The sequence below is a fragment of the Janthinobacterium sp. PLB04 genome, assembly GCF_021165895.1.
Lineage (GTDB): Bacteria > Pseudomonadota > Gammaproteobacteria > Burkholderiales > Burkholderiaceae_D > Janthinobacterium > Janthinobacterium lividum.
Genome location: NZ_CP088968.1, coordinates 445,244 through 466,547 on the forward strand (window position 1 = coordinate 445,244; position 21,304 = coordinate 466,547).

Annotated in this window: 22 protein-coding genes; 7 read left to right on the plus strand and 15 right to left on the minus strand. The window is 62.3% G+C overall.

Translation table 11 applies throughout. From position 1 onward, the window contains the following. Positions 1-29 precede the first annotated feature (29 nt). Positions 30-611 carry a molybdopterin-dependent oxidoreductase gene (locus LSO07_RS01835; protein ID WP_151092051.1) on the minus strand — a complete coding sequence of 194 codons (582 nt, stop codon included), beginning with the start codon at positions 609-611 and terminating at the stop codon, positions 30-32. Positions 612-837: 226 nt separating this feature from the next. Between LSO07_RS01835 and LSO07_RS01840 the strand changes: the two genes are divergently transcribed. Then, complete coding sequence (locus LSO07_RS01840) at positions 838-1,419, plus strand: porin family protein (RefSeq protein WP_034752848.1); 582 nt, start codon at positions 838-840, stop codon at positions 1,417-1,419. Between the two features lie 172 nt (positions 1,420-1,591). Here the strand turns inward: LSO07_RS01840 and ettA are convergent, their stop codons facing one another. Both ettA and rarD read right to left on the minus strand, forming a co-directional pair. After that, the gene (gene ettA / locus LSO07_RS01845) at positions 1,592-3,259 is read right to left on the minus strand and encodes an energy-dependent translational throttle protein EttA (RefSeq protein ID WP_034783756.1); all 1,668 of its coding nucleotides are present in this window, start codon (positions 3,257-3,259) and stop codon (positions 1,592-1,594) included. Between the two features lie 96 nt (positions 3,260-3,355). Continuing rightward, positions 3,356-4,240 (minus strand): EamA family transporter RarD, encoded by an 885-nt coding sequence (rarD, locus tag LSO07_RS01850; protein ID WP_070258387.1) that lies wholly within the window; start codon positions 4,238-4,240, stop codon positions 3,356-3,358. A 237-nt stretch (positions 4,241-4,477) separates the two neighbouring features. Here rarD and LSO07_RS01855 point away from each other — a divergent pair, with 237 nt between their 5' ends. Together LSO07_RS01855 and LSO07_RS01860 are read left to right on the plus strand one after the other, a co-directional pair. Continuing rightward, complete coding sequence (locus tag LSO07_RS01855; RefSeq protein ID WP_070258389.1) at positions 4,478-6,355, plus strand: potassium transporter Kup; 1,878 nt, start codon at positions 4,478-4,480, stop codon at positions 6,353-6,355. 145 nt (positions 6,356-6,500) lie between these two features. After that, a complete protein-coding gene (locus LSO07_RS01860) occupies positions 6,501-6,977 on the plus strand; it encodes an FKBP-type peptidyl-prolyl cis-trans isomerase (protein ID WP_151092053.1) in 477 nt (158 codons plus the stop codon). Positions 6,978-7,043: 66 nt separating this feature from the next. Here the strand turns inward: LSO07_RS01860 and LSO07_RS01865 are convergent, their stop codons facing one another. Beyond that, positions 7,044-7,715 (minus strand): diphthine--ammonia ligase, encoded by a 672-nt coding sequence (locus LSO07_RS01865; protein ID WP_070279966.1) that lies wholly within the window; start codon positions 7,713-7,715, stop codon positions 7,044-7,046. Further along, positions 7,712-8,188, minus strand: a complete 477-nt coding sequence (locus tag LSO07_RS01870) for a GNAT family N-acetyltransferase (protein WP_151092055.1) — start codon at positions 8,186-8,188, stop codon at positions 7,712-7,714. The genes LSO07_RS01865 and LSO07_RS01870 overlap by 4 nt, the downstream gene beginning before the upstream one ends. A gap of 145 nt (positions 8,189-8,333) precedes the next feature. Between LSO07_RS01870 and LSO07_RS01875 the strand changes: the two genes are divergently transcribed. Then, complete coding sequence (locus LSO07_RS01875) at positions 8,334-9,029, plus strand: PEP-CTERM sorting domain-containing protein (RefSeq protein WP_151092057.1); 696 nt, start codon at positions 8,334-8,336, stop codon at positions 9,027-9,029. Positions 9,030-9,133: 104 nt separating this feature from the next. Here LSO07_RS01875 and LSO07_RS01880 read toward each other — a convergent pair whose 3' ends face one another. Further along, on the minus strand, positions 9,134-9,559 hold the full coding sequence (locus LSO07_RS01880) for an organic hydroperoxide resistance protein (protein WP_151092059.1): 426 nt from the start codon (positions 9,557-9,559) through the stop codon (positions 9,134-9,136). A 286-nt stretch (positions 9,560-9,845) separates the two neighbouring features. On the opposite strand from LSO07_RS01880, the gene LSO07_RS01885 reads away from it, so the two are divergent. Further along, positions 9,846-11,105, plus strand: coding sequence for a histidine kinase (locus LSO07_RS01885; RefSeq protein ID WP_151092061.1), 1,260 nt, complete (start codon positions 9,846-9,848; stop codon positions 11,103-11,105). After that, positions 11,098-11,880 (plus strand): LytR/AlgR family response regulator transcription factor, encoded by a 783-nt coding sequence (locus tag LSO07_RS01890; RefSeq protein WP_151092063.1) that lies wholly within the window; start codon positions 11,098-11,100, stop codon positions 11,878-11,880. The genes LSO07_RS01885 and LSO07_RS01890 overlap by 8 nt, the downstream gene beginning before the upstream one ends. 81 nt (positions 11,881-11,961) lie before the next feature. Here the strand turns inward: LSO07_RS01890 and LSO07_RS01895 are convergent, their stop codons facing one another. The 7 genes from LSO07_RS01895 to LSO07_RS01925 form a co-directional block, all read right to left on the minus strand. After that, complete coding sequence (locus LSO07_RS01895; protein WP_099389750.1) at positions 11,962-13,005, minus strand: histone deacetylase family protein; 1,044 nt, start codon at positions 13,003-13,005, stop codon at positions 11,962-11,964. A 28-nt stretch (positions 13,006-13,033) separates the two neighbouring features. Then, complete coding sequence (gene gshA / locus LSO07_RS01900; RefSeq protein WP_151092065.1) at positions 13,034-14,635, minus strand: glutamate--cysteine ligase; 1,602 nt, start codon at positions 14,633-14,635, stop codon at positions 13,034-13,036. A gap of 216 nt (positions 14,636-14,851) precedes the next feature. Beyond that, entirely contained in the window at positions 14,852-15,682 is an 831-nt protein-coding gene (prmC, locus tag LSO07_RS01905; protein ID WP_034783738.1) for a peptide chain release factor N(5)-glutamine methyltransferase, read from the minus strand. 11 nt (positions 15,683-15,693) lie between these two features. Continuing rightward, positions 15,694-16,164 (minus strand): disulfide bond formation protein B, encoded by a 471-nt coding sequence (locus LSO07_RS01910; RefSeq protein ID WP_034783901.1) that lies wholly within the window; start codon positions 16,162-16,164, stop codon positions 15,694-15,696. A gap of 172 nt (positions 16,165-16,336) precedes the next feature. Continuing rightward, positions 16,337-17,413: a peptide chain release factor 1 gene (prfA, locus tag LSO07_RS01915; protein WP_151092067.1), complete on the minus strand. Its 1,077-nt coding sequence runs from the start codon at positions 17,411-17,413 to the stop codon at positions 16,337-16,339. Positions 17,414-17,501: 88 nt separating this feature from the next. Beyond that, positions 17,502-18,776 carry a glutamyl-tRNA reductase gene (gene hemA / locus LSO07_RS01920; RefSeq protein ID WP_034783735.1) on the minus strand — a complete coding sequence of 425 codons (1,275 nt, stop codon included), beginning with the start codon at positions 18,774-18,776 and terminating at the stop codon, positions 17,502-17,504. A gap of 81 nt (positions 18,777-18,857) precedes the next feature. Further along, on the minus strand, positions 18,858-19,547 hold the full coding sequence (locus tag LSO07_RS01925; protein ID WP_034783734.1) for a response regulator transcription factor: 690 nt from the start codon (positions 19,545-19,547) through the stop codon (positions 18,858-18,860). 167 nt (positions 19,548-19,714) lie between these two features. Between LSO07_RS01925 and LSO07_RS01930 the strand changes: the two genes are divergently transcribed. Then, positions 19,715-20,218 carry a hypothetical protein gene (locus tag LSO07_RS01930; protein WP_034783732.1) on the plus strand — a complete coding sequence of 168 codons (504 nt, stop codon included), beginning with the start codon at positions 19,715-19,717 and terminating at the stop codon, positions 20,216-20,218. Positions 20,219-20,221: 3 nt separating this feature from the next. On the opposite strand, the gene minE is transcribed toward LSO07_RS01930, so the two are convergent. Both minE and minD read right to left on the minus strand, forming a co-directional pair. Further along, entirely contained in the window at positions 20,222-20,473 is a 252-nt protein-coding gene (minE, locus tag LSO07_RS01935; protein WP_034752886.1) for a cell division topological specificity factor MinE, read from the minus strand. A 1-nt stretch (position 20,474) separates the two neighbouring features. Next, positions 20,475-21,290: a septum site-determining protein MinD gene (gene minD / locus LSO07_RS01940; protein ID WP_034783730.1), complete on the minus strand. Its 816-nt coding sequence runs from the start codon at positions 21,288-21,290 to the stop codon at positions 20,475-20,477. Positions 21,291-21,304 lie beyond the last annotated feature (14 nt).

A 21,304-nucleotide genomic window follows, 5' to 3' on the forward strand; every position in this document is an offset into this window, starting at 1 on the left:
TACGGTTTTGTTTGGCGTTTTAAGTAGCGTCAACCGGCCTCCACGCCAATGTGATACAGCGCCCACGGGCAGCTGGTGTAGCGTTCGGCCAGGGGCAGCGCCGCCACGGCCGCGATGCGGTCCGCATCGTGGATCGCCCATAGCGGTCCCAGGCCGCCCAGCGCCATCGCCTGCCCGTCCAGGTGGGTGGCGACAATAAAACGCTGTGCGCGCGCCTGCGCCATGGTCAGCGCCGCCGCATAGCCATCCACGGCGCGCAGCAGTAGCCGCACGGCATCTTCCTCAGGCGCGCCCGCCGCCTTCAATACATCGACCAGCAGCGGCCCGCGCAGGGCATGCGCCTTGCCATCGTATTCCAGGGTGGGGTGGATGGTGCGTGCCGGCAAGTTCGTCAGCGCCGCGAAGTCGAAGGCGCGCGCCCGTTCGAAACTGATCTTTTGCTTGTGCATCATCTGGTCGCGCACGGCGTCGAACGGGCCCCGGTTCGGCTTGTCGATGCTGCCCGTGATGGTCAGCAGGGCCGGACCTCGCAGGCCGGCGGGTGCCGCCCTGCTTATGGCGGGCAGGGCGCTGGCAGCCATGGCGGCGGCGAGAAACTGGCGTTTGTGCATGCACTTCTCCTCTTGACTGAAAATCGCTAATGCTCTTAAGTCTATCTTAAGTTCGCTTAACAGTGCGCATTTTACGGTTATTGTCAGTTTGCAATGTTGGCTTACATCTTGTCACAGTTCTTACGGAATGGAGAAAGACGTAGCTTTTTTCGGCTGTTATTGTGTAGTCATCGCACTTCGCTGAACTGCGAATCCAGGCAAGTCAACTAATTGAGAGAGAGAGAACATGATGAAGAAGAAAATCCTGTTTGCAATGATCGCTTCCGTTACCGCACTGACCGGCATGAGCGCCGCACACGCCGAAGGCGCCTATGTGGGTGCTGGCGTCACGGGCAACCGTTATAACTTCGATATTCCTGGTGCCACCAGCGCCGATAATCACAGCGGCTACAAGGCCGGCGCCAAGATCTTCGCCGGTTACGATTTCGATAAAACCTGGGCGGTCGAGGGCGGCTACGCCGATTTCGGCAGCAAGGATTACAGCTATGTCACTGGCGCCGGCAACGGTTCCGTGAAAAGCGATTCGCACGGCTACTATCTGGCCGGCAAGGCCACCATGCCCGTGACCGACAAGGTCGGTGTATTCGGCAAGCTCGGCGTCGCCAAGGTCAAGAACAGCTTGAGCGGCACCGGCCTGTCGACCGGCATCAGCGGCAACGACAAGACGGGCGTGTACGCTTCCGTCGGTGCCCAGTACGCGATCAACGAGAAAGTCTCGCTGACGGCGGAAGTGGAACACTTCGGCAAGAGCGCCGACCAGGGCCGCAAGGCCACCGGCCTCGCTTTGGGCGCACGTTACAACTTCTAAAAACCTACTGCGCGGCACGCTTTGCGGCCTCCGATGCTCACTGTGCTATAGCACAGCTCCGCTTCTCAGCCACAATTCGTTGCCGCTCGCTACGGTTTTAAAAACTGGAAGTTTGCTGAAAAAAAAGGCAGTTACCGCGAGGTAACTGCCTTTTTGCATGGCCAGACCGAAATTACGTGGTCAAAGGCTTGTAGCGGATACGTTTTGGCTTCGCGCCTTCTTCGCCCAGGCGTTTCTTCTTGTCGGCTTCGTACTCTTGATAGTTGCCGTCAAAGAAGGTGACCTGCGAGTTGCCTTCGAATGCCAGGATATGCGTGGCGATACGGTCGAGGAACCAGCGATCATGGGAAATGACCATGACGCTGCCGGCAAATTCCAGCAAGGCGTCTTCCAGTGCGCGCAAGGTTTCCACGTCCAGATCGTTCGATGGTTCATCGAGCAGCAGGACGTTGCCGCCCATCAGCAGAGTTTTCGCCAGGTGCAGACGGCCACGCTCACCGCCGGACAGGTTGCCGACCATTTTTTGCTGGTCCGAACCCTTGAAGTTGAAGCGGCCCAGATAGGCGCGCGACGGCATTTCAAAGCGGCCCACAGTCAGCATGTCGGCGCCGCCGGACACATCTTCAAAGACGGACTTGTTGTCGGCCAGCGAATCGCGGTTCTGGTCGACGATGGACACGCGTGCCGTCTGGCCGATGGCCACTTCGCCGCTGTCCGGCTGTTCCTTGCCGGTGATCATCTTGAACAGGGTCGATTTACCGGCGCCGTTGGGGCCGATGATGCCGACGATGGCGCCTGGCGGCACGGTAAAACTCAGGTTATCGATCAGCAAACGGTCGCCGAACGCTTTCGACACGTTCTTGAACTCGATGACGTCATTGCCCAGGCGTTCGGCCACGGGAATGAAGATTTCCTGCGTTTCATTGCGTTTCTGGTATTCGTGCTCGGACAACTCGTTGAAGCGGGCCAGGCGGGCTTTTGATTTGGCCTGACGCGCTTTCGGGTTCTGGCGCGACCATTCCAGCTCCTTCTGCAGCGCCTTCTGGCGCGCCGATTCCGTCGATTCTTCCTGCTTCAGGCGGGCTTGCTTCTGCTCCAGCCAGGTCGAGTAGTTACCCTTCCATGGAATGCCGCTGCCGCGGTCCAGTTCCAGGATCCACTCTGCCGCGTTGTCGAGGAAGTAGCGGTCATGGGTGATGGCCACCACGGTGCCGGGGAAGCGCAGCAGGAATTGTTCCAGCCAGTCGACCGATTCCGCATCCAGATGGTTGGTCGGTTCGTCGAGCAGCAGCATGTCGGGTTTCGACAGCAGCAGCTTGCACAGTGCCACGCGGCGCTTTTCACCGCCGGACAGCACGCCGACCTTGGCGTCCCATGGCGGCAGGCGCAGCGCGTCGGCGGCCATTTCCAGCTGCAGATTCAAATTGCCGCCGTCGGAAGTCGAGATGATCGCTTCCAGGCGTGCCTGTTCCGTGGCCAGGGCGTCGAAATCGGCGTCTTCCTCGGCATACGCGGCGTACACGGCTTCCAGCTTGGCTTGCGCTTCAAATACTTCGCCCAGGCCCGACTCGACTTCCTGGCGCACGGTCTTTTCCGGGTCCAGCTGCGGTTCCTGCGGCAGGTAGCCGATGTTCAGGCCCGGCATCGGCACGGCTTCGCCCTGGATGTCGGTGTCGATGCCTGCCATGATTTTCAGCAGGGTCGATTTGCCGGAGCCGTTCAGGCCCAGTACGCCGATCTTCGCGCCTGGGAAGAAGGAGAGGGAAATATCTTTCAGAATCTGGCGTTTGGGCGGGACGATTTTGCCCACGCGATTCATGGTGTAGACGTAATTTGCCATTAGAAATCTCGGGTGATATACAAAGACGGACAGGATACGGTAAACGCCCGCTTCCGGCCAGCGCTGCGCGCTGCGGAAACGGGTTTCAGGGCAAGACTAGGCGGCGGCGCGCGCCTTGCGGGCCGTCCACAGGCCCTCGGCCGCATACAGGCCCAGCGCCGTCCAGATGACGAGGAAGCCCAGCATGCGCTCGGGCGTGAACGATTCGTGGAAGACCCACACGCCGATCAGCAGCTGCCCCGTTGGGGCGATGTATTGCAGCAGCCCCAGCACGGCCAGCGGCAGGCGGCGCGCGCCGGCGGCAAACAGCAGCAGGGGAATGGCCGTGATGGGGCCGGACGCCAGCAGCAGCGCGCGCGTGGCGGTGGAATCTGTATTGACGAAGCCGCTCTGGCCATGCCAGCCCAGCCACAGCATATAGGCCAGCGCCAGAGGGAACAGAATCAATGTCTCGAACGACAAGCCTTCGAGCGCGCCCAGCGCGGCCGTCTTGCGCAGCAAGCCATAGCCGCCGAAGGTGGCCGCCAGGAGCAGGGCGATCCACGGCACTTGCCCCGCCTGCCAAGTGAGCCAGGCCACGCCGCAGGCGGCCAGGCCGATGGCCAGCCACTGCAGGCGGCGCAGGCGCTCGTGCAGCAGCAAAAAGCCCAGCATGACATTGATCAGGGGCGTAATGAAGTAGCCGAGGCTGGCGTCGACCACGTGGCCGTTGTTGACGGCCCAGATATAGATGAACCAGTTGGCGGACAGCAAGAACGCACTGGCCACGAAGCTGGCCACCACCCTGGGCTGCGCTTTCAGGCTGCCCAGCCAGCTCCACTGCCGGCGCACGGTCAGCACGATGCCCAGGAACAACAGCGACCAGACCATGCGGTGCGCCAGGATTTCCTGTGGCGCGATCTCGCCGATGGCGTGAAAGTACAGGGGGAACAGGCCCCAGCAGAGGAAGGCGAGGGAGGCGTAGAGCATGCCTGGATTCATGATGGGCTTCGCTGGAGAGTAGACAGTCTGTCATTATGGCTGAAAACATCGGGGGCTGCCCGGCGCCGCTGGCGAGGCGTAGAATGGCAACAAATTAATGCCGCAAGCCCGCGCAGCAAGGCGGAGCGGCACAAAACCACGACTTTGGGGCAGCTGCGGAACCATGCAAAAATACTCTTGCTATTTGCTAATACCTATCATATTGTGCGATGCAACAAAACAAAAACGGGTGCAACCTTGACGTCGGAACATAAAAAAAGCGGCCTTGCCGGCATGACGCTGGCGGCCGTGGGCATCGTTTACGGCGATATCGGCACCAGTCCGCTGTACACCCTGAAGACCGTCTTTGACCCGGCCCACGGCCTGCTGCTCTCGCACGAGAACCTGCTGGGCATCGTCTCGCTGATTTTCTGGGGCCTGACCCTGATCGTCTCGCTCAAGTACGTGACCTTGGTGTTGCGTGCCGACAACCGCGGCGAGGGCGGCATCATGGCCCTGATGGCGCTGGTACTGTCGTCCGTCAGCCGCCTGTCGCGCTGGCATTTCCCGCTGATGGTGATCGGCGTCTTCGGCGCCACCCTGTTCTATGGCGACAGCGTGATCACGCCGGCCATTTCCGTGCTGTCGGCGATCGAAGGCCTGGAAGTGGCCACGCCCGCCTTCAGTCCGTATGTGGTGCCGCTGACGATGGTGGTGCTGGTGGCGCTGTACTCGGTGCAGTCGCACGGCACGGCCGGCATCGGCCGCTATTTTGCCCCCATCATGGTGCTGTGGTTTGCCGCGCTGGCCGGCATGGGCGTGGTCAACATCATCAAGTCGCCGGCCATCCTGGCCGCACTCAATCCCCTGCACGCGGCCACTTTCCTGATGAATAACGGCTTTGTCGCCTTCGTTGCCCTGGGCGCCGTGGTGCTGGCGCTGACGGGTGCCGAGGCGCTGTACGCCGACATGGGCCATTTCGGCAAGAAGCCGATCCGCCTGGCCTGGTTCCTGATCGCCTTTCCCGCGCTGGCACTGAACTACCTGGGCCAGGGCGGCTTGCTGCTGGCGCATCCGGAAGCCGTCTCGAATCCGTTTTACCAGCAGCTGGGCGCGTGGAGCGTGTATCCGCTGGTGATCCTGTCGACCATGGCCACCGTGATCGCCTCGCAGGCGACCATTTCCGGCACCTTCTCGATGACCAAGCAAGCGATCGCGCTGGGCTTCTTGCCGCGCATGCGCGTGCGCCACACGTCGGAAAGCGAAATCGGGCAGATCTACATTCCCGCCGTGAACTGGCTGCAGCTGGCCGTGGTGCTGCTGGCCGTCATCGGTTTCGGTTCCTCGGAAAACCTGGCCGCCGCCTACGGCATTGCCGTGACGGCCACCATGCTGTCGACCACCATCCTGACCTTCTTCGTCATCCGCTACCGCTGGAAGATGAACCTGGCCCTGTGCTGGGCCGCCACGGGCTTTTTCCTGATCATCGACGTCAATCTGGTGTCGGCCACGGCGCTGAAACTGTTCCACGGCGGCTGGTTCCCGCTGCTGCTGGGCTCGATTTTGTTCATCGTCATGCTGACCTGGAAGCGGGGCCGCCAGCTGGTGTTCCAGAACCTGGAAAAGCATGCGATTCCGCTCGACGATTTCCTCTCGTCGCTGTTCATCGCGCCGCCGCTGCGCGTGCCCGGCACGGCCATCTTCCTGCGCGGCGAAACGGATGGCGTGCCGCATGCGCTGCTGCATAACTTGCTGCACAACAAAGTGTTGCATGAGCGGGTGATCTTCCTGACCGTCTTCATGCATGAAGAGCCGTGGGTGGCGCCTTCCGAGCGCGTGCGCGTGGTGGACCTGGGCCACCAGTGCTACCAGGTCAATGTGCATTACGGCTTCAAGGATGAACCGGACATTCCGGCCGCGCTGGCGCAGTGCGCCGAGCAGGGACTGGATTTCGAGATGATGGAAACGTCGTTCTTCATCGCGCGCCAGACCATCATTTCGACGCCGGGGGCCGGCATGATGCCATGGCGCGAGCACCTGTTCGTCACCATGTCGCGCAATGCGCGCACGGCGGCCGACTACTATCAGATCCCGAGCAACCGGGTGATCGAACTGGGCACGCAGGTGGAAATATAGATATTGTGTCAACGTTGCATCGAGACACACTTACTGCCTTGCTTACGTCTGCTTACAAATGGGCTACGCGAGTCCTGTTAAACTCCAGCCCGTACCGGTCCGCACCGTACGGGCTTAGCCACACACCAATATTTAAAGGGAAACCATGAAATCGGTATTTCAAATAATCGCCACTCTCGCTTGCGCCGTGGCCCTGACCGCTTGCGGCGCTGCTGCCAACACCGAGAAGCCGGTCGTGCTTGACCCGAATACGCAAGTGAAAGAATTCGCCTTTCCCGACCTGGTGAAAGGCACCGGCACGGCCGCCGCGGCGGGCGATACCTTGACGGTGGTCTACACGGGCTGGCTGTATGACGCGAGCAAGCCGGACGGCAAAGGCGTGCAATTCGACGCGTCTCCTTCTCTCTCCGGTTATACGTTTATCCTGGGTATCGGCAAACATATCCTGGGCTGGGACCGTGGCATGGTCGGCATGCAGGAAGGCGGCACGCGCCGCCTGCTCATTCCGTATGACCTGGGCTATGGCGTGAGCGGCACCCGTGACGCGACGGGTGCTGTGGTGATCCCGCCTTACGCCGGTCTGGTGTTCGACATCACCCTGCGAAAAGTGGAGAAAAAGTAAGCACGCGCAAGGTGCACGGACAAAGGGCGACTCCATGGAGTCGCCCTTTTTGCTTTTGCGGCCAATTCAAACTGGCGCCAGTTCCTGGAAGTAGTAGGTGGCGCCGCCCAGATTGGCTGGCGCGTCATATTGCAGCACCTGTGTGCGGCGCAGCGCCACCGGTGCGCTGAAGGCGGGGCCGTCGTAGACGAAGGTGTGGAATTCGCCGTTTTCGCCGCAGGCGTCGACGCCGGGCGGCAGGTCGGCGAGGAAGGCGGCATCGAACTCGCGCCCGCAAAATGCGCGCGGCAAGTGCTGGCCATTGATGCACACGACGATGGCCTTGAAGCCGGCGGCAAGGAACTCATCGACCAGCGCGCGGCGATCCTCGCCCCACAGGGGCAGGTGGGCCGTCAGACCGGCGCTGGCGCAGACTTTTTCTTCCCAGTCGCGGTGCGGCTGCAAGTCGATGTCGCCGAAGATGGCGTGGGCGATGCCTTCGTCTTTCGCCGCGCGCAGCATGGCGATGAATTGCTCTTCGTAGCTGGCCCAGCTGGCGTGATAGCGCTGCAGGCGCGCGCCCAGGCTGGCTGCCTGCGCCTCGAGCAGCGCGGGCGGCACGCCGTGCGAGCGCGACTTGCGGCCGTCTTCATCCATGGCCGTGATCAACAGCGGCACGCTCGTGCCGGCGTTGCGCGCGCGCCACAGGGCCAGGCAGGAATCCTTGCCGCCGCTCCAGGAAATGAGGGCCGTCGTCATGCCGCCGCTCCCGGCGGCACCGCGCGCAGCATGTCGACGTGCTGTATGCCGTCTTCATCGTAGGGCGCGCTGACGGTGACAAAGCCGAAGGACTGGTAGAAGCGCTCCAGGTAGTGCTGGGCGCCGATGCGGATGGCGTGGCCAGGGTGCTGGCGTTCCGCGCGTGCGATGCCTTCCGCCAGCAGATGCTTGCCGGCGCCCGTGGTGCGCGCCTCGGGCGCCGTCAGCACGCGGCCCAGCGACATTTCCACATACTTGGCGCCGGGCGCCAGCACCCTCAGGTACGCGGCCAGCCGGCGCTGGCCATCGGCCGTTTGCCAACCCAGCAAATGCATGGCTTGCTGGTCATGGCCATCGAGGTCCGGGTAAATGCATTGCTGTTCGATGACGAACACGCGCTGGCGCAAGGCCAGCACCTGATACAAATCGTGGGGGCCGAGTTCGTCGAACGTGTTCCATTGCCAAGTGATCATGCGCCATCCTTGATTGAGAGTGGCCGTGATTTTACCGGCTTCGGAGCCCGGATGTTGACTAGCTGGCGCACAGGAGCAGCGTGGTGTTACGTGCCACTAGCGAATTGCAAGCTTTTTCCTACGCTCTGCAGCAAGCCGCAGTTGGATGGATATTGCAAATATGCTAATATCAATATGGCAAGTGACTGTCACTTGTAATTTGGGCACCGGCCTGAATTCCCTTGAAAATGTTCTGCAAAAATACGAGGAAGCTATGAAAAAGAAGCTGTTATGCGCCGCCCTATTTGTCGCCGGGATTTCTTCGGCCCATGCCGAAGTGACGACGTGGAGTTTTGTTTATCAAGGTTTTGTCGATGCGGCTACCGGCTTGTTCGATCCACAGGTGAAGTTCACTGGGAGTTTCACCGGGGAAGACCGTAATCTGGACGGTGTTATTGCATTTGATGAGCTCAGCTATTTTGAATCTCAGGGCATCACGTTCTTGTCTGACAAGGCAGAACCGGACTTTGGCGGATGCGGCACTCCCTATTTGAGGTGCCAAGTGGAGAAATTCAATTATGCACTGACGGGTAATCTTGATTACACCGTCGCCACGAACGGTGCTGACGAATTTGGTATCTACTGGTGGTATAGCCGCGCCGATACCGGCAGTTTTTTCCACACCGGCGGAGGCAATGTACCCTCGAACTTAGCGTGGGTAAATCAATATAATTGGTCCGACCAGACGAGCTTTAGCATTTCGCCAGCGCCAGTCCCCGAACCAGCGGTCGCGCTGATGTTGCCTGCGGGCTTGGCGCTCATGTACTTGACACGACTGCGCCGGCGTAAAAATTCCATTTGACCAAGTTGGTCTTGCATCCAGGCAGCCGGCGTTGGCACGCCAAAAAAATCCCCGGCAGCTTTGCGCGGCCGGGGAGGGGGCGGATGACGGGTGTTGCCGTCCGATTAAACGATTGTCAGGGTGACGTCGATGTTGCCGCGCGTGGCGTTCGAGTAAGGGCACACGATGTGGGCGGCGGCGACCAGCGCTTCGGCGGCGGCGCGTTCCATGCCTGGCAGCGAAATTTTCAGTTCCACTTCGATGCCGAAGCCCGTTTCGATGGCGCCGATGCCGACGTGGCCTTCGATGGACAGGTCCGCTGGCAGGGCGATCTTGTCGCGGCCGCCGACGAATTTCATGGCGCCGATGAAGCAGGCCGAGTAGCCGGCAGCGAACAGTTGTTCCGGATTGGTGCCGACGGCGCCATTGCCGCCCAGTTCTTTTGGCGTGGTCAGCTTGACGTCCAGCACATTGTCGGACGACACGGCACGGCCTTCGCGGCCTCCGGTGGCGGTAGCTTGAGCGCGGTACAGGACTTGTTTGATCGACATGATGGTTTTCCTTGAGTTGATTAAATAGTTGACTACTAAATAGTGTGCTACTTGTTTCGTGGGCTGGTGCCCCAGGATGCCCGTCTGAAGAAGCGGTATGCGGCGTCCATGTACACAATATATATCGCACGCTATTTAATTGCAAGCGATTTTATTTGCGCGTGGCGCGAATTGAAGCTTTATTTTCTTGCCTTTGTCGCCAGTATTGCCCTTCCATCGCATAATGGCCACCGCCGGTGGGGCCGGTGGTTATGCTTGGTCCCACTTCACACCCCAAGGAAAAATCATGACTAGCCTCTTCTTTATCCTGCGCATCACCCTGGCCACGATGGTCACCTACATCATCGCCACGGCGATCCTGGTCGAGAATTTCCTGCGCTATATCTTCGGGCGGACGGAAGGCTTTTTTGTCATCGTTGGCGCACTGCTGGCCAGTGCCGTCATCACGAATGCGTTTTCGCACGTGCGGCGCGTGCGCCTGATCGCCGGCACCGTCAATGCCGGCACCCTGTCGAGCCGCCAGCGGCGCCAGATCGAGATCCCGTTCGAGGCAGGCGAAGCGTTCGACATGATCGACGCGGCCATCCGCGAACTGCCGGGCAGCGAAGTGGTCGAGAGCGCGCGCGACAGCCTGCAGGTGCAGGCCCGCGTGCGCCGCGCCGCGCCCTACACGCACACGGGCTTGCCCCGCATGCGCTTGCTGAGCTTCATTGAACCGCGGCCGAACCAGATTCTCGCCACCGTGACGCCGAATGGCGAGGCGGGCAGCGTGACCCTGATCTGCGAGCCGGCGCGCAATGCCTGGACCGACTGGTTCCTCGTCGACCATGGCAGCAACCTGGAAAACGCGGAAGCGGTGACGCGGGCGATGACGCGCCGGGTGGCGCAGCGCCGCCGCGGCGAGCAGGCCGAGGCGCGCCAGACGGTGACGGAAAAGGAACTCACGGTGGCCAAACTGAGCCTGCTGCACGCGCAGGTGGAACCGCACTTCCTGTACAACACCCTGGCCAGCGCGCAGCTGCTCACGCGCAGCGATCCCGTGCGTGCCGACGAGATGCTGGGTAATCTGATCCTGTACCTGCGCCACTCGCTGCCGCGCACGGAGCAAGCCATGTCGACCCTGGGCACGGAGCTGGAACGGGCACGCGCCTATCTCGATATCCTGAAAATCCGCATGGGTGGACGCCTGAACCTGCAGATCGAAGTACCGCAATACCTGCGCCAAGTGGAACTGCCGCCGATGATGCTGCAAACCCTGGTGGAAAACGCTATCAAGCATGGCCTGGAGCCGAAAAGCGGTGGCGGCACGATCTGGATCATGGCGCGCAGCGGCGACGGTACGGTGATCGTCACGGTGGCCGACGACGGCAAGGGCTTCAGCGACGATGGCGCCGGCACGGGCATCGGCTTGCGCAATGTGCGCGAACGCCTGCGCCTGACCTATGGCGCGGCCGCGTCGTTTTCCATCCTCGCCAATTTCCCCGATGGCGTGACGGCCACCATCACGGTGCCAGACAGCACGGCGCAGGGAGTCTCCTATGCATAATCCCGAGATGACGTGCGTCATCGCCGAAGATGAAACCCTGCTGCGCGATGCGCTCGTGGCCCTGCTGGCCGAAGAGTGGCCCAACTTGCGCATCGTAGCCGCCTGCGACGACGGCGGTGCCGCGCTCGACGCCATCGCCACGCATCAGCCCGACATCGCCTTCCTCGACATCCGCATGCCGGGCTTGACGGGGCTGGAAGTGGCGGCCGGCGCGCTCGAAGCGAGTCCCGCCACGCAGGTGGTGTTCGTCACCGCCTACGACCAGTACGCGATCGATGCCTTCGACAAGGGCGCCGTCGATTATTTATTGAAACCCATAGCCCGCGAGCGCCTGCAAGCGACCGTGCAGCGCGTGCAGGCACGGGCCGGCAAGACCCAGGTGGATGACGGCGCGCTGGCCGGCCTGCTGCAGCAATTGAGCAGCGCCTTGCCGGCGGCCGCCAAGTCGCCGCCGCTGGTATGGCTGACGGCCAGCAGCGGCAAGGATACGCGGCTGATCATGGTGGAAGACATCGCCTATTTTCAGTCCGACACCAAGTACACGGCCGTCATGACGGCGGAAGGCGAGGCGCTGCTGCGCAAGCCGATCCGCGAACTGCTCGACGTGCTCGACCCGGCCATCTTCAAGCAGATCCACCGCTCCACCATCGTCAACATGAAGATGGTGGCGTCCGTCACGCGCGACGAAGTGGGGCGCGGCGCCTTGCGCCTGAAGACGCGGCCGGAAACCCTGGCCGTGAGCCAGCCGTTCATGGCTTTGTTCCGGAATATGTAACGATGCTAAAGCCGGGGTCAGACCCTCAACACCGCTAACGCCAGGCTCACCGTCAACGTGGACGGGGGTCTGACCCCAGAATTACTCTGCGGTTTCAAACCCTTCGAGCACATTGACGACATTAATGCCGATTTCCTTCACCGCATAGCCGCCTTCGAGGATGAAGGCGGTGGGCAGGTTCAGATGCGCGAGGCGCTCGCCCACGCGCAGGTAGTCGCCGCTTTGCAGGGAGAAGTGCGACAGCGGGTCGCCGGCGAAAGTATCGACACCGAGCGACACCACCAGCGCGTCGGGCGCATACATATTGATGCGCAGGCAGGCCGTTTCCAGCGCGGCGAACCAGCTGGCCGTGCTGCTGCCGGACGGCAGCGGCAGGTTGACGTTGTAGCCGAGCCCCGCGCCGCTGCCCGTTTCATCGGCGTGCCCCAGGTAAAACGGATATTCGCTGCGCGGGTCGGCGTGGATGGAGGCGAACAGCACGTCGTCGCGCTGGTAAAAGATGCTTTGCGTGCCGTTGCCGTGGTGGTAATCGATATCGAGGATGGCGACCTTGCGGGCGCCGTCGTCGAGCAGATGCTGCGCGGCCAGGGCCGCGTTGTTGAGAAAACAGTAGCCGCCAAAGAAATCGCTGCCCGCGTGGTGGCCCGGCGGGCGGGTGAGGGCAAACGTGGCCCGCTCGCCCAGGCGCAGCGCATGGGCCGCATTGACGGCGCAGTCGGCGCCCGTCTTGGCCGCCGTCCACGTGCCGGCCGTCAGCGGCGTGCCATTGTCCATCGAGTACAGGCCCAGCTTGGCCGTGAAGTCGTCCGGTTCGATGTCGCTGCGCAGGGTGCGCACGGGCCACACGGACGGCAAGGCATCCCTGCCCGCATTGTCGGGGTCGAGCGCCAGCCAGTCGTGCCAGGCGTGGCGCAGGAAATGCAGGTAACGGGGCGTGTGGATGCGCTCCAGCGAGGTCAGCGGCACGCCGTGCGGCGTGACGATGCGGCCCAGGTTGCGCCGTCCCAGTTCGGCCACCACCATGTCGGCCCGCTCGGGCGTCTCGAAGCAGGGCACCATGGTGCCGCGAAACATTTCGAAGCGGCCCCGATGCTGGCTGTGCAATTCATTGTAGAAGGTCAGCATGGGGCGCCAGGCAGGAAGTCAGGCAGGATCAGGTGTGCGAACACAGGGTGCTGGCGCGGTAGGCGGCGACGAAATCGTCGAAGCTGCCGGCTGGCGCCGCCTCCATGGCGCGCTGCTCGGCCAGCGAGCTGGCGGCCATCTTGTCGAAATACGCGCTTTGTTCCGGTGTTGCCGGATGCGTGCGGAAATAGGCGGCGTGGCGCTCGCTCTGGCGCAGGCCGAAGGCGGCAAACGAGCCGCCGTTGGCGCGCAGTTCGGCCAGGACCTTCGCCGATGGCGTCGCATCCGGGTCGGCCAGCTTGATGGCTTGCGCCGCCAGACTGTCCGCGTGCTGCGTGCCGCCAAGGCGCGCGTCCAGCAGGGCCGCCACGGGGGCGATGCGCGCCAGCAATTCCTCGCCCCACGCCTGCAGGGTGATGTCCTCGCCATCGCGGCGCAGGGTCAAGCCCGGCTTGCGGCCTTCCTTGACGGTGCGGGCGAAATTGTTCGTGTAGCAGGCGCTTTGCTCAGCCGAGATGGGCGCGCTGTCGTCGAGCGCGCAGAACAGCAGAAACGCGTCGAGGAAGCGACCCGTTTCCAGGCTGATGCCGACCGGTTCGAACGGGTCGACATCCATGCAGCGCACTTCGATGTATTGCACGCCGCGCAGGCACAGGGCCTGGATCGGGCGCTCGCCCGTGCGGATCACGCGTTTCGGGCGGATGGTCGAATAGTATTCATTTTCGATCTGCAGCACGTTGGTGGACAACTGGATCCACTCGCCCTCTTTTTTTGTTCCCAGCGCTTCGTACGGCGGATACGGGTCGTTGACGGCATGCGTGAGCGCGTTGACGTAATCTTCCAGGCTGTTTTCGTGCGGACGCAGGCCGGACTGGGCATCGTTCTGGTAGCCGAGGTCGCTCATGCGCAGGCTGGTGGCATACGGCAGGAACAAGGTGTCGTCGGACAAGGTGTCGAGCTTGTGCGCGCGGCCGCGCAGGAAACCGGCGGACAGGGCCGGCGAAGCGCCGAACAGGTACATCAGCAGCCAGCTGTAGCGGCGGAAATTGCGGATCGTCGCCAGATAGCTTTCCGACTGCACGTCTTTCGGCGTGGCCGCCGCGTGTGTCGGGCTGGCGCTGGTGTCCGGATTGCTGGCCAGAACTTGCCACAGCTGCTCGTCGAGCGAATAGTTGTAATGGATGCCGGCGATGCATTGCATGGCTTTGCCGTAACGCAAGGCCAGGCCGCGCCGGTAGACGTGCTTGAGCATGCCCATGTTCGAGCTGCCGTAGTTGGCGATTTCGATGTCCGCTTCGGGCGGCAGCTGGCACGGCATCGACTGGCTCCACAGCAACTCGTCGCCGAGGCGGCTGTAGGCGTGGCGGTGCACGGTGTCGAGCTTGTCGAGCGTGACGCCGATGTCGGCTTCGGCCGGGGTGATGAATTCGAGCAGCGCTTCGGCGTAGTCGGTGGTGATTTCTGGGTGCGTCAGCGCCGAACCCAGGGCAACGGGGTGGGGCGTGGAAGCCAGATGGCCGGCGTGGTCGACGCGCAGGGTTTCACGCTCGATGCCGCGCAAGCCGCCCAGCAGCGCGCGGTTGGCATCTTCAGTCAGCAATGCCAGGCGGCGAGTCAACAGGTTGGGCAATTTGAGCTTCCTTTCTTGTGCAGCATATAAATAATTTGTGCTGAGATTAACCGAATTTTGGCAAATGCGTCGGCGCCGGCCCAAAAAACGCCACGTCGCCAGCGTCCGCCCCGGGGAGCGGGGACGGCGCTTCGGTCAGGAATTCGCTTGATATTTTAACAAACTGCGGGGGGATCTGGCGCGCTGCCGGGTCAAGCTTTGCGCAGGTGGCGGCGGTCAGCCCAGGCGGGCGCCGCTGACTCGTTCGATGCCGGCCAGGTCGCGCCAGCTTTGCACTTTGCTGTAGCCGGCGTCGGCCAGCAAGCCGCGCACGGATGCTGCCTGGTCATAGCCGTGCTCCATCAGCAGCCAGGCGCCTGACGCCAGGTGGCGTGCGGCGCCGGAGACGATGGTGCGCAGGGCCGACAGGCCATCCGCATGGTCGGTCAGCGCGCCGGCAGGCTCGAAGCGCAGATCGCCTTCGGCCAGGTGGCGGTCGCCGCTGGCGATGTAGGGGGGATTCGAGACGATCAGGTCGAACTTTTCCGTGCCCAGCGCTTCGAACCAGTCGCTGGCCATGAAGGTGATGTTGACGCCATTGGCGCTGGCGTTGCGGCGCGCCACGGCCAGCGCTGTGCTGCTGACATCCAGGGCCGTGACGACGGCGTCGGGCCGCGTGTGCGCCAGCGCGACGGCAATGGCGCCGCTGCCCGTGCCCATGTCGAGCACCCGTCCGCCGGGCGGCAGGCGCTCGAGCGCCAGTTCCACCAGCACTTCCGTGTCGGGGCGGGGGATCAGCACGGCGTCGTTCACTTCGAACGGCAGGCCGAAGAATTCGCGCTGGCCCACGATGTAGGCGATCGGCTCGCCCTGCAGGCGGCGTGCCAGCAAGCTGGACAGGCGTTCCGCTTCATCGGGAGTGAGCACACGCTCCGATTGCGTGATCAGGCTCACGCGCGACAGGCCCAGCGCATGGCCCAGCAGGATGCGGTTGTCGAGCGGATCGAGCAGTGGACGGATTTGCAGGGCGCCGACAGTGCTGCCGGCGGGGATCAGTGTTTCTGGCATGGTGCTTTCAATTATTTCTGACGGCGCAGCAAGGTCCACAGCAGGCCGACGCTAAAAATGGCGAACCAGATGAACGCCCATTGCGGAATCGACAGGCCGAAAAACGGCTCGCCGGCGTTCTCGCAGGCGCCATAGGATTCAAACATGAAGGGCATGACTTGCGCCGTGAAAATCTTGTTCAGCGCCGTTTCCACCGGATCGATGCCGCACGAGAAGCCGGGGTTGGCCAGCACGTACAGATGCTTGGCGCCCACGCCCAGGCCGCCCAGGGCCGCCAGCAAGCCGATGCCGGCGCCGATCTTTGGACGGTTGGCGGCCGCGCCGGCCAGGCAGGCGATGCCGATGGCGAGGAACAGGTAGCGCTGGATCACGCACAGCGGGCACGGCGCCATGTTCATGGCATGCTGCAAATACATGGCCACGCCCAGCATCAGGAAACACAGGGCGGCGATCGACAGGAGGACGGTGCGTGAATTTTTCATGGGCGACACGGTGAGGTGGATGGAATCGAGCTGGTCATTTTCGCACAAGGCTGGATTTTTATTGCTTAGCCGCTACTTAAAGCTGTCGGCTTACGCGCTACGCGCTAAGCCGACCTACAAACTCGGTAGGTCGGTTTAGCGTAGCGTAAGCCGACAACAACGGTGTCAGCGTTTAATCGCCCAAGGCAGCCAGCAGTTCCGCCTGGTGCTCTGCCGCCAGCGCATTCGTCAGGTCCGTCAAATCCCCATCCATGATGAAGTCCAGCTTATACAAGGTCAAATTGATGCGGTGGTCCGTCAGGCGGCCTTGCGGGAAATTATAGGTGCGGATGCGCTCGCTTCGGTCGCCCGAGCCGATCAGGCTCTTGCGGGTGGCCGCTTCCTTCGACTGCTGTTCGCGCAATTGCACGTCCTTGATGCGTGCGGCCAGCACTTTCATCGCCTGCGCCTTGTTCTTGTGCTGGCTGCGGTCATCCTGGCATTCCACCACGATGCCGGTCGGCAAGTGGGTGATGCGCACGGCGGAGTCCGTTTTGTTGATGTGCTGTCCACCGGCGCCCGAGGCGCGGTAGGTGTCGATGCGCAGGTCGGCCGGGTTGATGTTGACGTCTTCCACTTCATCGGCTTCCGGCATCACGGCCACCGTGCAGGCGGACGTGTGGATGCGGCCTTGCGTTTCCGTGGCCGGCACGCGCTGCACGCGGTGGCCGCCCGACTCGAATTTCAGCTTTGAATACGCGCCGTTACCCACTATGCGCACGATCACTTCGCGGTAGCCGCCCAGGTCGGAGTCGGATGCCGACACCAGTTCCACCTGCCAGCGGTTGCGTTCGGCAAAGCGCGTGTACATGCGCAGCAGGTCACCGGCGAACAGGGCCGATTCATCGCCGCCCGTGCCGGCGCGAATTTCCAGGAAGATATTGCGTTCGTCATTGACGTCCTTCGGCAGCAGCATGGTTTGCAATTCGCGCTCCAGCCGCGCCATGGTGGTCTTGGCCGCCTCGATTTCTTCCTGGGCGAATTCCTTCATGTCCGGATCGGACAACATCTCTTGCGCTGTCGTAATATCGTTGCCCGCTTCCTGGTAGGAATGGTACAGGGCGACCAGCGGACCCAGTTCGGCGTGCTCACGCGTCATCTTGCGGTAGCTGTCCATGTTCGACGTGGCGTCCGGGTGCATCAGCAGTTCGTCGAGTTCGACCAGGCGGTTCGCCAGTTGATCGAGTTTGGCCAGCATGGATGGTTTCATAGCGATTCGCGGTAAAAGAGTGTAGGGATGGTGCAGGCCCGGCAGGCGGGCAGGGGGCGGTCGCGCGCGGGCGGCCAGCGGGGCTGCGCTAACGGCGGGGGCGGAACAGTTTTGGCAGCAGGGTGACCAGCTGCTTGCGCTCGTCGCCTTGCGCGTGGTGCAGCGCCTGCTGCGGGCCGTGCAGGAACTTGGCCGTCAAGCCTTTCGACAGCGCTTCCAGGACGGCGTCGATGTCAGCGCCCTTGGCCAGCATCTTGCGCGCCCGCTCCACTTCCATCAGGCGCAGCGCTTCGCTGTTTTCATGCAAATGCTGGATCACGGGCACCATGGCGCGGTCGTCGACCCAGCTCATGAACGATTGCACGCGCGTTTCGATGATGGCTTCGGCTTGCGCCACGGCCGCTTGCCGGCTTTCCAGGCCCGTCTGCACGACCTTGCCCAGGTCGTCGACCGTGTACAGGAAGACGTCGTTCAAACGGCCCACTTCCGCTTCGATGTCGCGCGGCACGGCCAGGTCGACCATGAACATGGGCTTGTGGCGGCGTGCCTTGATGGCGCGCTCGACCAGGCCCAGGCCCAGCAGCGGCAAGGACGACGCCGTGCACGAGATGACGATGTCGAACTGGTGCAGCTGCTCCGGCAGGTCGGCCAGGCGGATGGCCTTGCCGTTGAAGCGGTGCGCCAGTTCCTCGCCCCGTTCCATGGTGCGGTTGGCAATGGTGATGCTTTTCGGGTTTTGCGCCGCGAAGTGCGTGGCGCACAATTCGATCATTTCGCCGGCACCGATGAACAGCACGTTCTGCTCGGCGATCTTGTCGAAGATGCGCTGCGACAGGCGTACGGCGGCGGCCGCCATGGACACGCTGTGCGCGCCGATTTCCGTGCTGCTGCGTACTTCCTTGGCGACGGAAAAGCTGCGCTGGAACAACTGGTGCAGATACGTGCCCAGGCCGCCCGCTTCGTCGGCCGTGCGGATGGCGTCCTTGATCTGGCCCAGGATCTGCGTTTCGCCCAGCACCATCGAATCGAGCCCGGAGGCGACGCGGAAGGTGTGGCGCACGGCATCGTGCTGCGGCAGCATATATAAGTGGGGGCGCAGCTCGCTGTAGTTGAGCTTGTGATAATCGGCCAGGAAATGCGCGCCCGCGTCGAGCGGATTGGGCACGTGGCTGGCCGCATACAGCTCGGTGCGGTTGCAGGTCGACAGGATGGCCGCTTCGTCGTTGTCGCGCAAGTCGATGCGCTGGAACCAGGTGCGCGCCGCCATCACCGCCGAACCCAATTGCTCAGGCGCAAACGCCAGCTGTTCGCGGAGCGACACTGGGGCGGTGGTATGGTTGAGGCCGACGGCGAGCAGTTGCATTTCAGGGCTGTTGGGATGACTTATGCCGACATTATAGCGCTTTGTGCCCGCGCTTTGAGCAGGTCAGCCGTTTGCCGCCGTTCAGCCGCCCAGTTTTTCCAGGCGATAACCGTAGCTGTAGACGGGCACCAGCCTGTAGCCGTGTTCCGGTTTCAGCTGCAGCTTGTTGCGCACGCGCGAGACGTGGGTATCCATGGTGCGCGAAGGCAAGGCCGTGTCGCGCTGCCACACGGCTTCGTGGATGTAGGCACGCGACAGGGGACGGCCCAGGTTGCGGAAAAACAGCAGTGCCAGGGCGAATTCCTTGTGTGTCACATCCAGTACTTCGCCATCGCGCAGCAGGCGGCCGGGGCGGGTTTCAAATGTGTAATGACCGAATTGCAAGTATTCCGCGCCATTCTGGGCCGGGTAGGCCACGCGCAGCAGCGCCTGGGTGCGCAAGGTCAGCTCGCTGCGCCGCAGGGGCTTGATCATGTAGTCGTCGGCGCCTGCCGTCATGCCCGCCACCACGTCGTCTTCGCCGGAACTGTTGGTCATAAACAACACGGGTGCCTTGGGCGCCAGTTTTTCCCGGGCTCGGCGCAAGACTTCTGCACCGTCCAGATCGCTCACATGCCAGTCGAGGATGAGCATGTCGCAACTGTCCTTGCGCAGTTGCCCCAGCATGTCCTTGGCACTTTGAAACTCGTGGCAAGCGTGGCCGGCGGCGGTGAGCACCTGGCAGATCAGTTCTGCCTGGCTATGGTCGCTATCGAGTACGGCAATTCGCATAATTGGCTGGAGTGTGTAGCAACAAACAGACGGTCCGCTCTGCTTATCGTAATGTTAAGGAATGCTCAAGTGAAATATAACAGAGATTGCAACTGTGTCCAGTGAAATCGGCAGCTGAGGCCTTTACGTTACACTTGTTCATCTACCCTACTCGCGGAGAAACGGCCATGTCAGACAAGAGCACTACCGATTGGACACTGATACCGGGCAGTCGTGCCGAAATCGAGCAAGTGCGCGAGCGTTGCCGGCGCCTGGTGCAGCGGCGTGCCATGATGTCGGCGGGCGCTTCGGCCATTCCCATTCCCGGCATCGACCTGATGTCGGATGTCGGTCTGTTTTCCATGCTGATCAATGATATCAACCACGAATTCGGCCTTACGCCCGAGCAGATCGAGCGCCTCAACCCGCAGTTCAAGATGATGGCCTACCGCGCGGCGGTGGGCATGGGCGGCATGTTGGTGGGAAAGCTGGTATCGCGCGAACTGATCCTCCACCTGCTCAAGCGCAGTGGCGTCAAGATTGCCACCAAGCAGGTGGCGCGCTTCGTGCCGTTTGCCGGACAGGCGGTGGCGGCAGCCATTGGCTACGCCGTATTCCGCCAGATCGGCAACCAGCACGTGAACGCCTGCGCCGCGGTGGCGCAGGAATTGCTCACGGTCAGGCCGGATTGACGCTTAGGCGTCCGGCAGCACCACGTTGACGTCGAGTACCTCCAGGTTGCCCTGGCGGTCCAGCGAAATCTTGATGTCGTCGGCATTGACCTTGGTGTACTTGGAAATGACGGCGATCAATTCCTTGTGCAGGGCGGGCAGGAAGTCCGGACCATCGCGTCCGCTGCGTTCGCGGGCGATGATGATCTGCAGGCGTTCCTTGGCCGCGGTGGCCGTCTTCGGCTTGGGGGGGAACAGGAAAGAAAGCAAGGCCATATCACTTCGCCCCAAAAATGCGCTGGAGTAATCCAGGCTTTTCATAGTTGGTAAAGCGCAACTCGACATCTTCGCCGAGGAAACGCGAGACCACGTCTTCATAGGCTTGCGCCACGTCCGTGCCCGTGAAATGGATGGCCGGATTGCCCTGGTTCGAGGCGGCCAGCACTTGCTCCGATTCCGGAATGATCCCCACCAGCGGGATGCGCAGGATTTCCTGCACGTCCTGGTAGGACAGCATTTCATCCGATTCCACGCGTTTCGGCGAGTAGCGGGTGATCAGCAGATGTTCCTTGACGGGCTCGCCGCCCGTCTGCGCGCGGCGCGACTTGGCTTGCAGGATGCCCAGGATGCGGTCCGAATCGCGCACCGACGACACTTCCGGGTTGGTGACGATGATGGCTTCGTCGGCAAACGTCAGCGCCATCAGCGCGCCATGCTCGATGCCGGCCGGCGAATCGCAGATGATGAACTCGAAACCCATGTTGATCAGGTCGTTCAACACGCGTTCCACGCCTTCTTCCGACAAGGCATCCTTGTCGCGCGTTTGCGAGGCGGGCAGGATGAACAGGTTGTCGCAGTGCTTGTCCTTGATCAGGGCCTGGTTCAGCGTGGCCTCTTTGTTGATCACATTGATCAGGTCGTAGACGACGCGGCGTTCGCAACCCATGATCAGGTCGAGGTTACGCAGGCCCACGTCGAAGTCGAGCACGGCTGTCTTGTGGCCGCGCATGGCCAGACCAGTGGAAAAACTGGCGCTAGAGGTCGTCTTGCCGACACCGCCCTTGCCGGACGTCACAACAATAATTCTTGCCACAAATAATCCTTTTC

Coding starts and splice junctions, on each gene's coding strand:
- LSO07_RS01835 (WP_151092051.1), bottom strand. CDS start 611: ATGCACAAACGCCAGTTTCTCGCCGCCGCCATGGCTGCCAGCGCCCTG.
- LSO07_RS01840 (WP_034752848.1), top strand. CDS start 838: ATGATGAAGAAGAAAATCCTGTTTGCAATGATCGCTTCCGTTACCGCA.
- ettA (WP_034783756.1), bottom strand. CDS start 3,259: ATGGCAAATTACGTCTACACCATGAATCGCGTGGGCAAAATCGTCCCG.
- rarD (WP_070258387.1), bottom strand. CDS start 4,240: ATGAATCCAGGCATGCTCTACGCCTCCCTCGCCTTCCTCTGCTGGGGC.
- LSO07_RS01860 (WP_151092053.1), top strand. CDS start 6,501: ATGAAATCGGTATTTCAAATAATCGCCACTCTCGCTTGCGCCGTGGCC.
- LSO07_RS01865 (WP_070279966.1), bottom strand. CDS start 7,715: ATGACGACGGCCCTCATTTCCTGGAGCGGCGGCAAGGATTCCTGCCTG.
- LSO07_RS01870 (WP_151092055.1), bottom strand. CDS start 8,188: ATGATCACTTGGCAATGGAACACGTTCGACGAACTCGGCCCCCACGAT.
- LSO07_RS01875 (WP_151092057.1), top strand. CDS start 8,334: ATGGATATTGCAAATATGCTAATATCAATATGGCAAGTGACTGTCACT.
- LSO07_RS01880 (WP_151092059.1), bottom strand. CDS start 9,559: ATGTCGATCAAACAAGTCCTGTACCGCGCTCAAGCTACCGCCACCGGA.
- LSO07_RS01885 (WP_151092061.1), top strand. CDS start 9,846: ATGACTAGCCTCTTCTTTATCCTGCGCATCACCCTGGCCACGATGGTC.
- LSO07_RS01890 (WP_151092063.1), top strand. CDS start 11,098: ATGCATAATCCCGAGATGACGTGCGTCATCGCCGAAGATGAAACCCTG.
- LSO07_RS01895 (WP_099389750.1), bottom strand. CDS start 13,005: ATGCTGACCTTCTACAATGAATTGCACAGCCAGCATCGGGGCCGCTTC.
- prmC (WP_034783738.1), bottom strand. CDS start 15,682: ATGCCAGAAACACTGATCCCCGCCGGCAGCACTGTCGGCGCCCTGCAA.
- LSO07_RS01910 (WP_034783901.1), bottom strand. CDS start 16,164: ATGAAAAATTCACGCACCGTCCTCCTGTCGATCGCCGCCCTGTGTTTC.
- prfA (WP_151092067.1), bottom strand. CDS start 17,413: ATGAAACCATCCATGCTGGCCAAACTCGATCAACTGGCGAACCGCCTG.
- hemA (WP_034783735.1), bottom strand. CDS start 18,776: ATGCAACTGCTCGCCGTCGGCCTCAACCATACCACCGCCCCAGTGTCG.
- LSO07_RS01925 (WP_034783734.1), bottom strand. CDS start 19,547: ATGCGAATTGCCGTACTCGATAGCGACCATAGCCAGGCAGAACTGATC.
- LSO07_RS01930 (WP_034783732.1), top strand. CDS start 19,715: ATGTCAGACAAGAGCACTACCGATTGGACACTGATACCGGGCAGTCGT.
- minE (WP_034752886.1), bottom strand. CDS start 20,473: ATGGCCTTGCTTTCTTTCCTGTTCCCCCCCAAGCCGAAGACGGCCACC.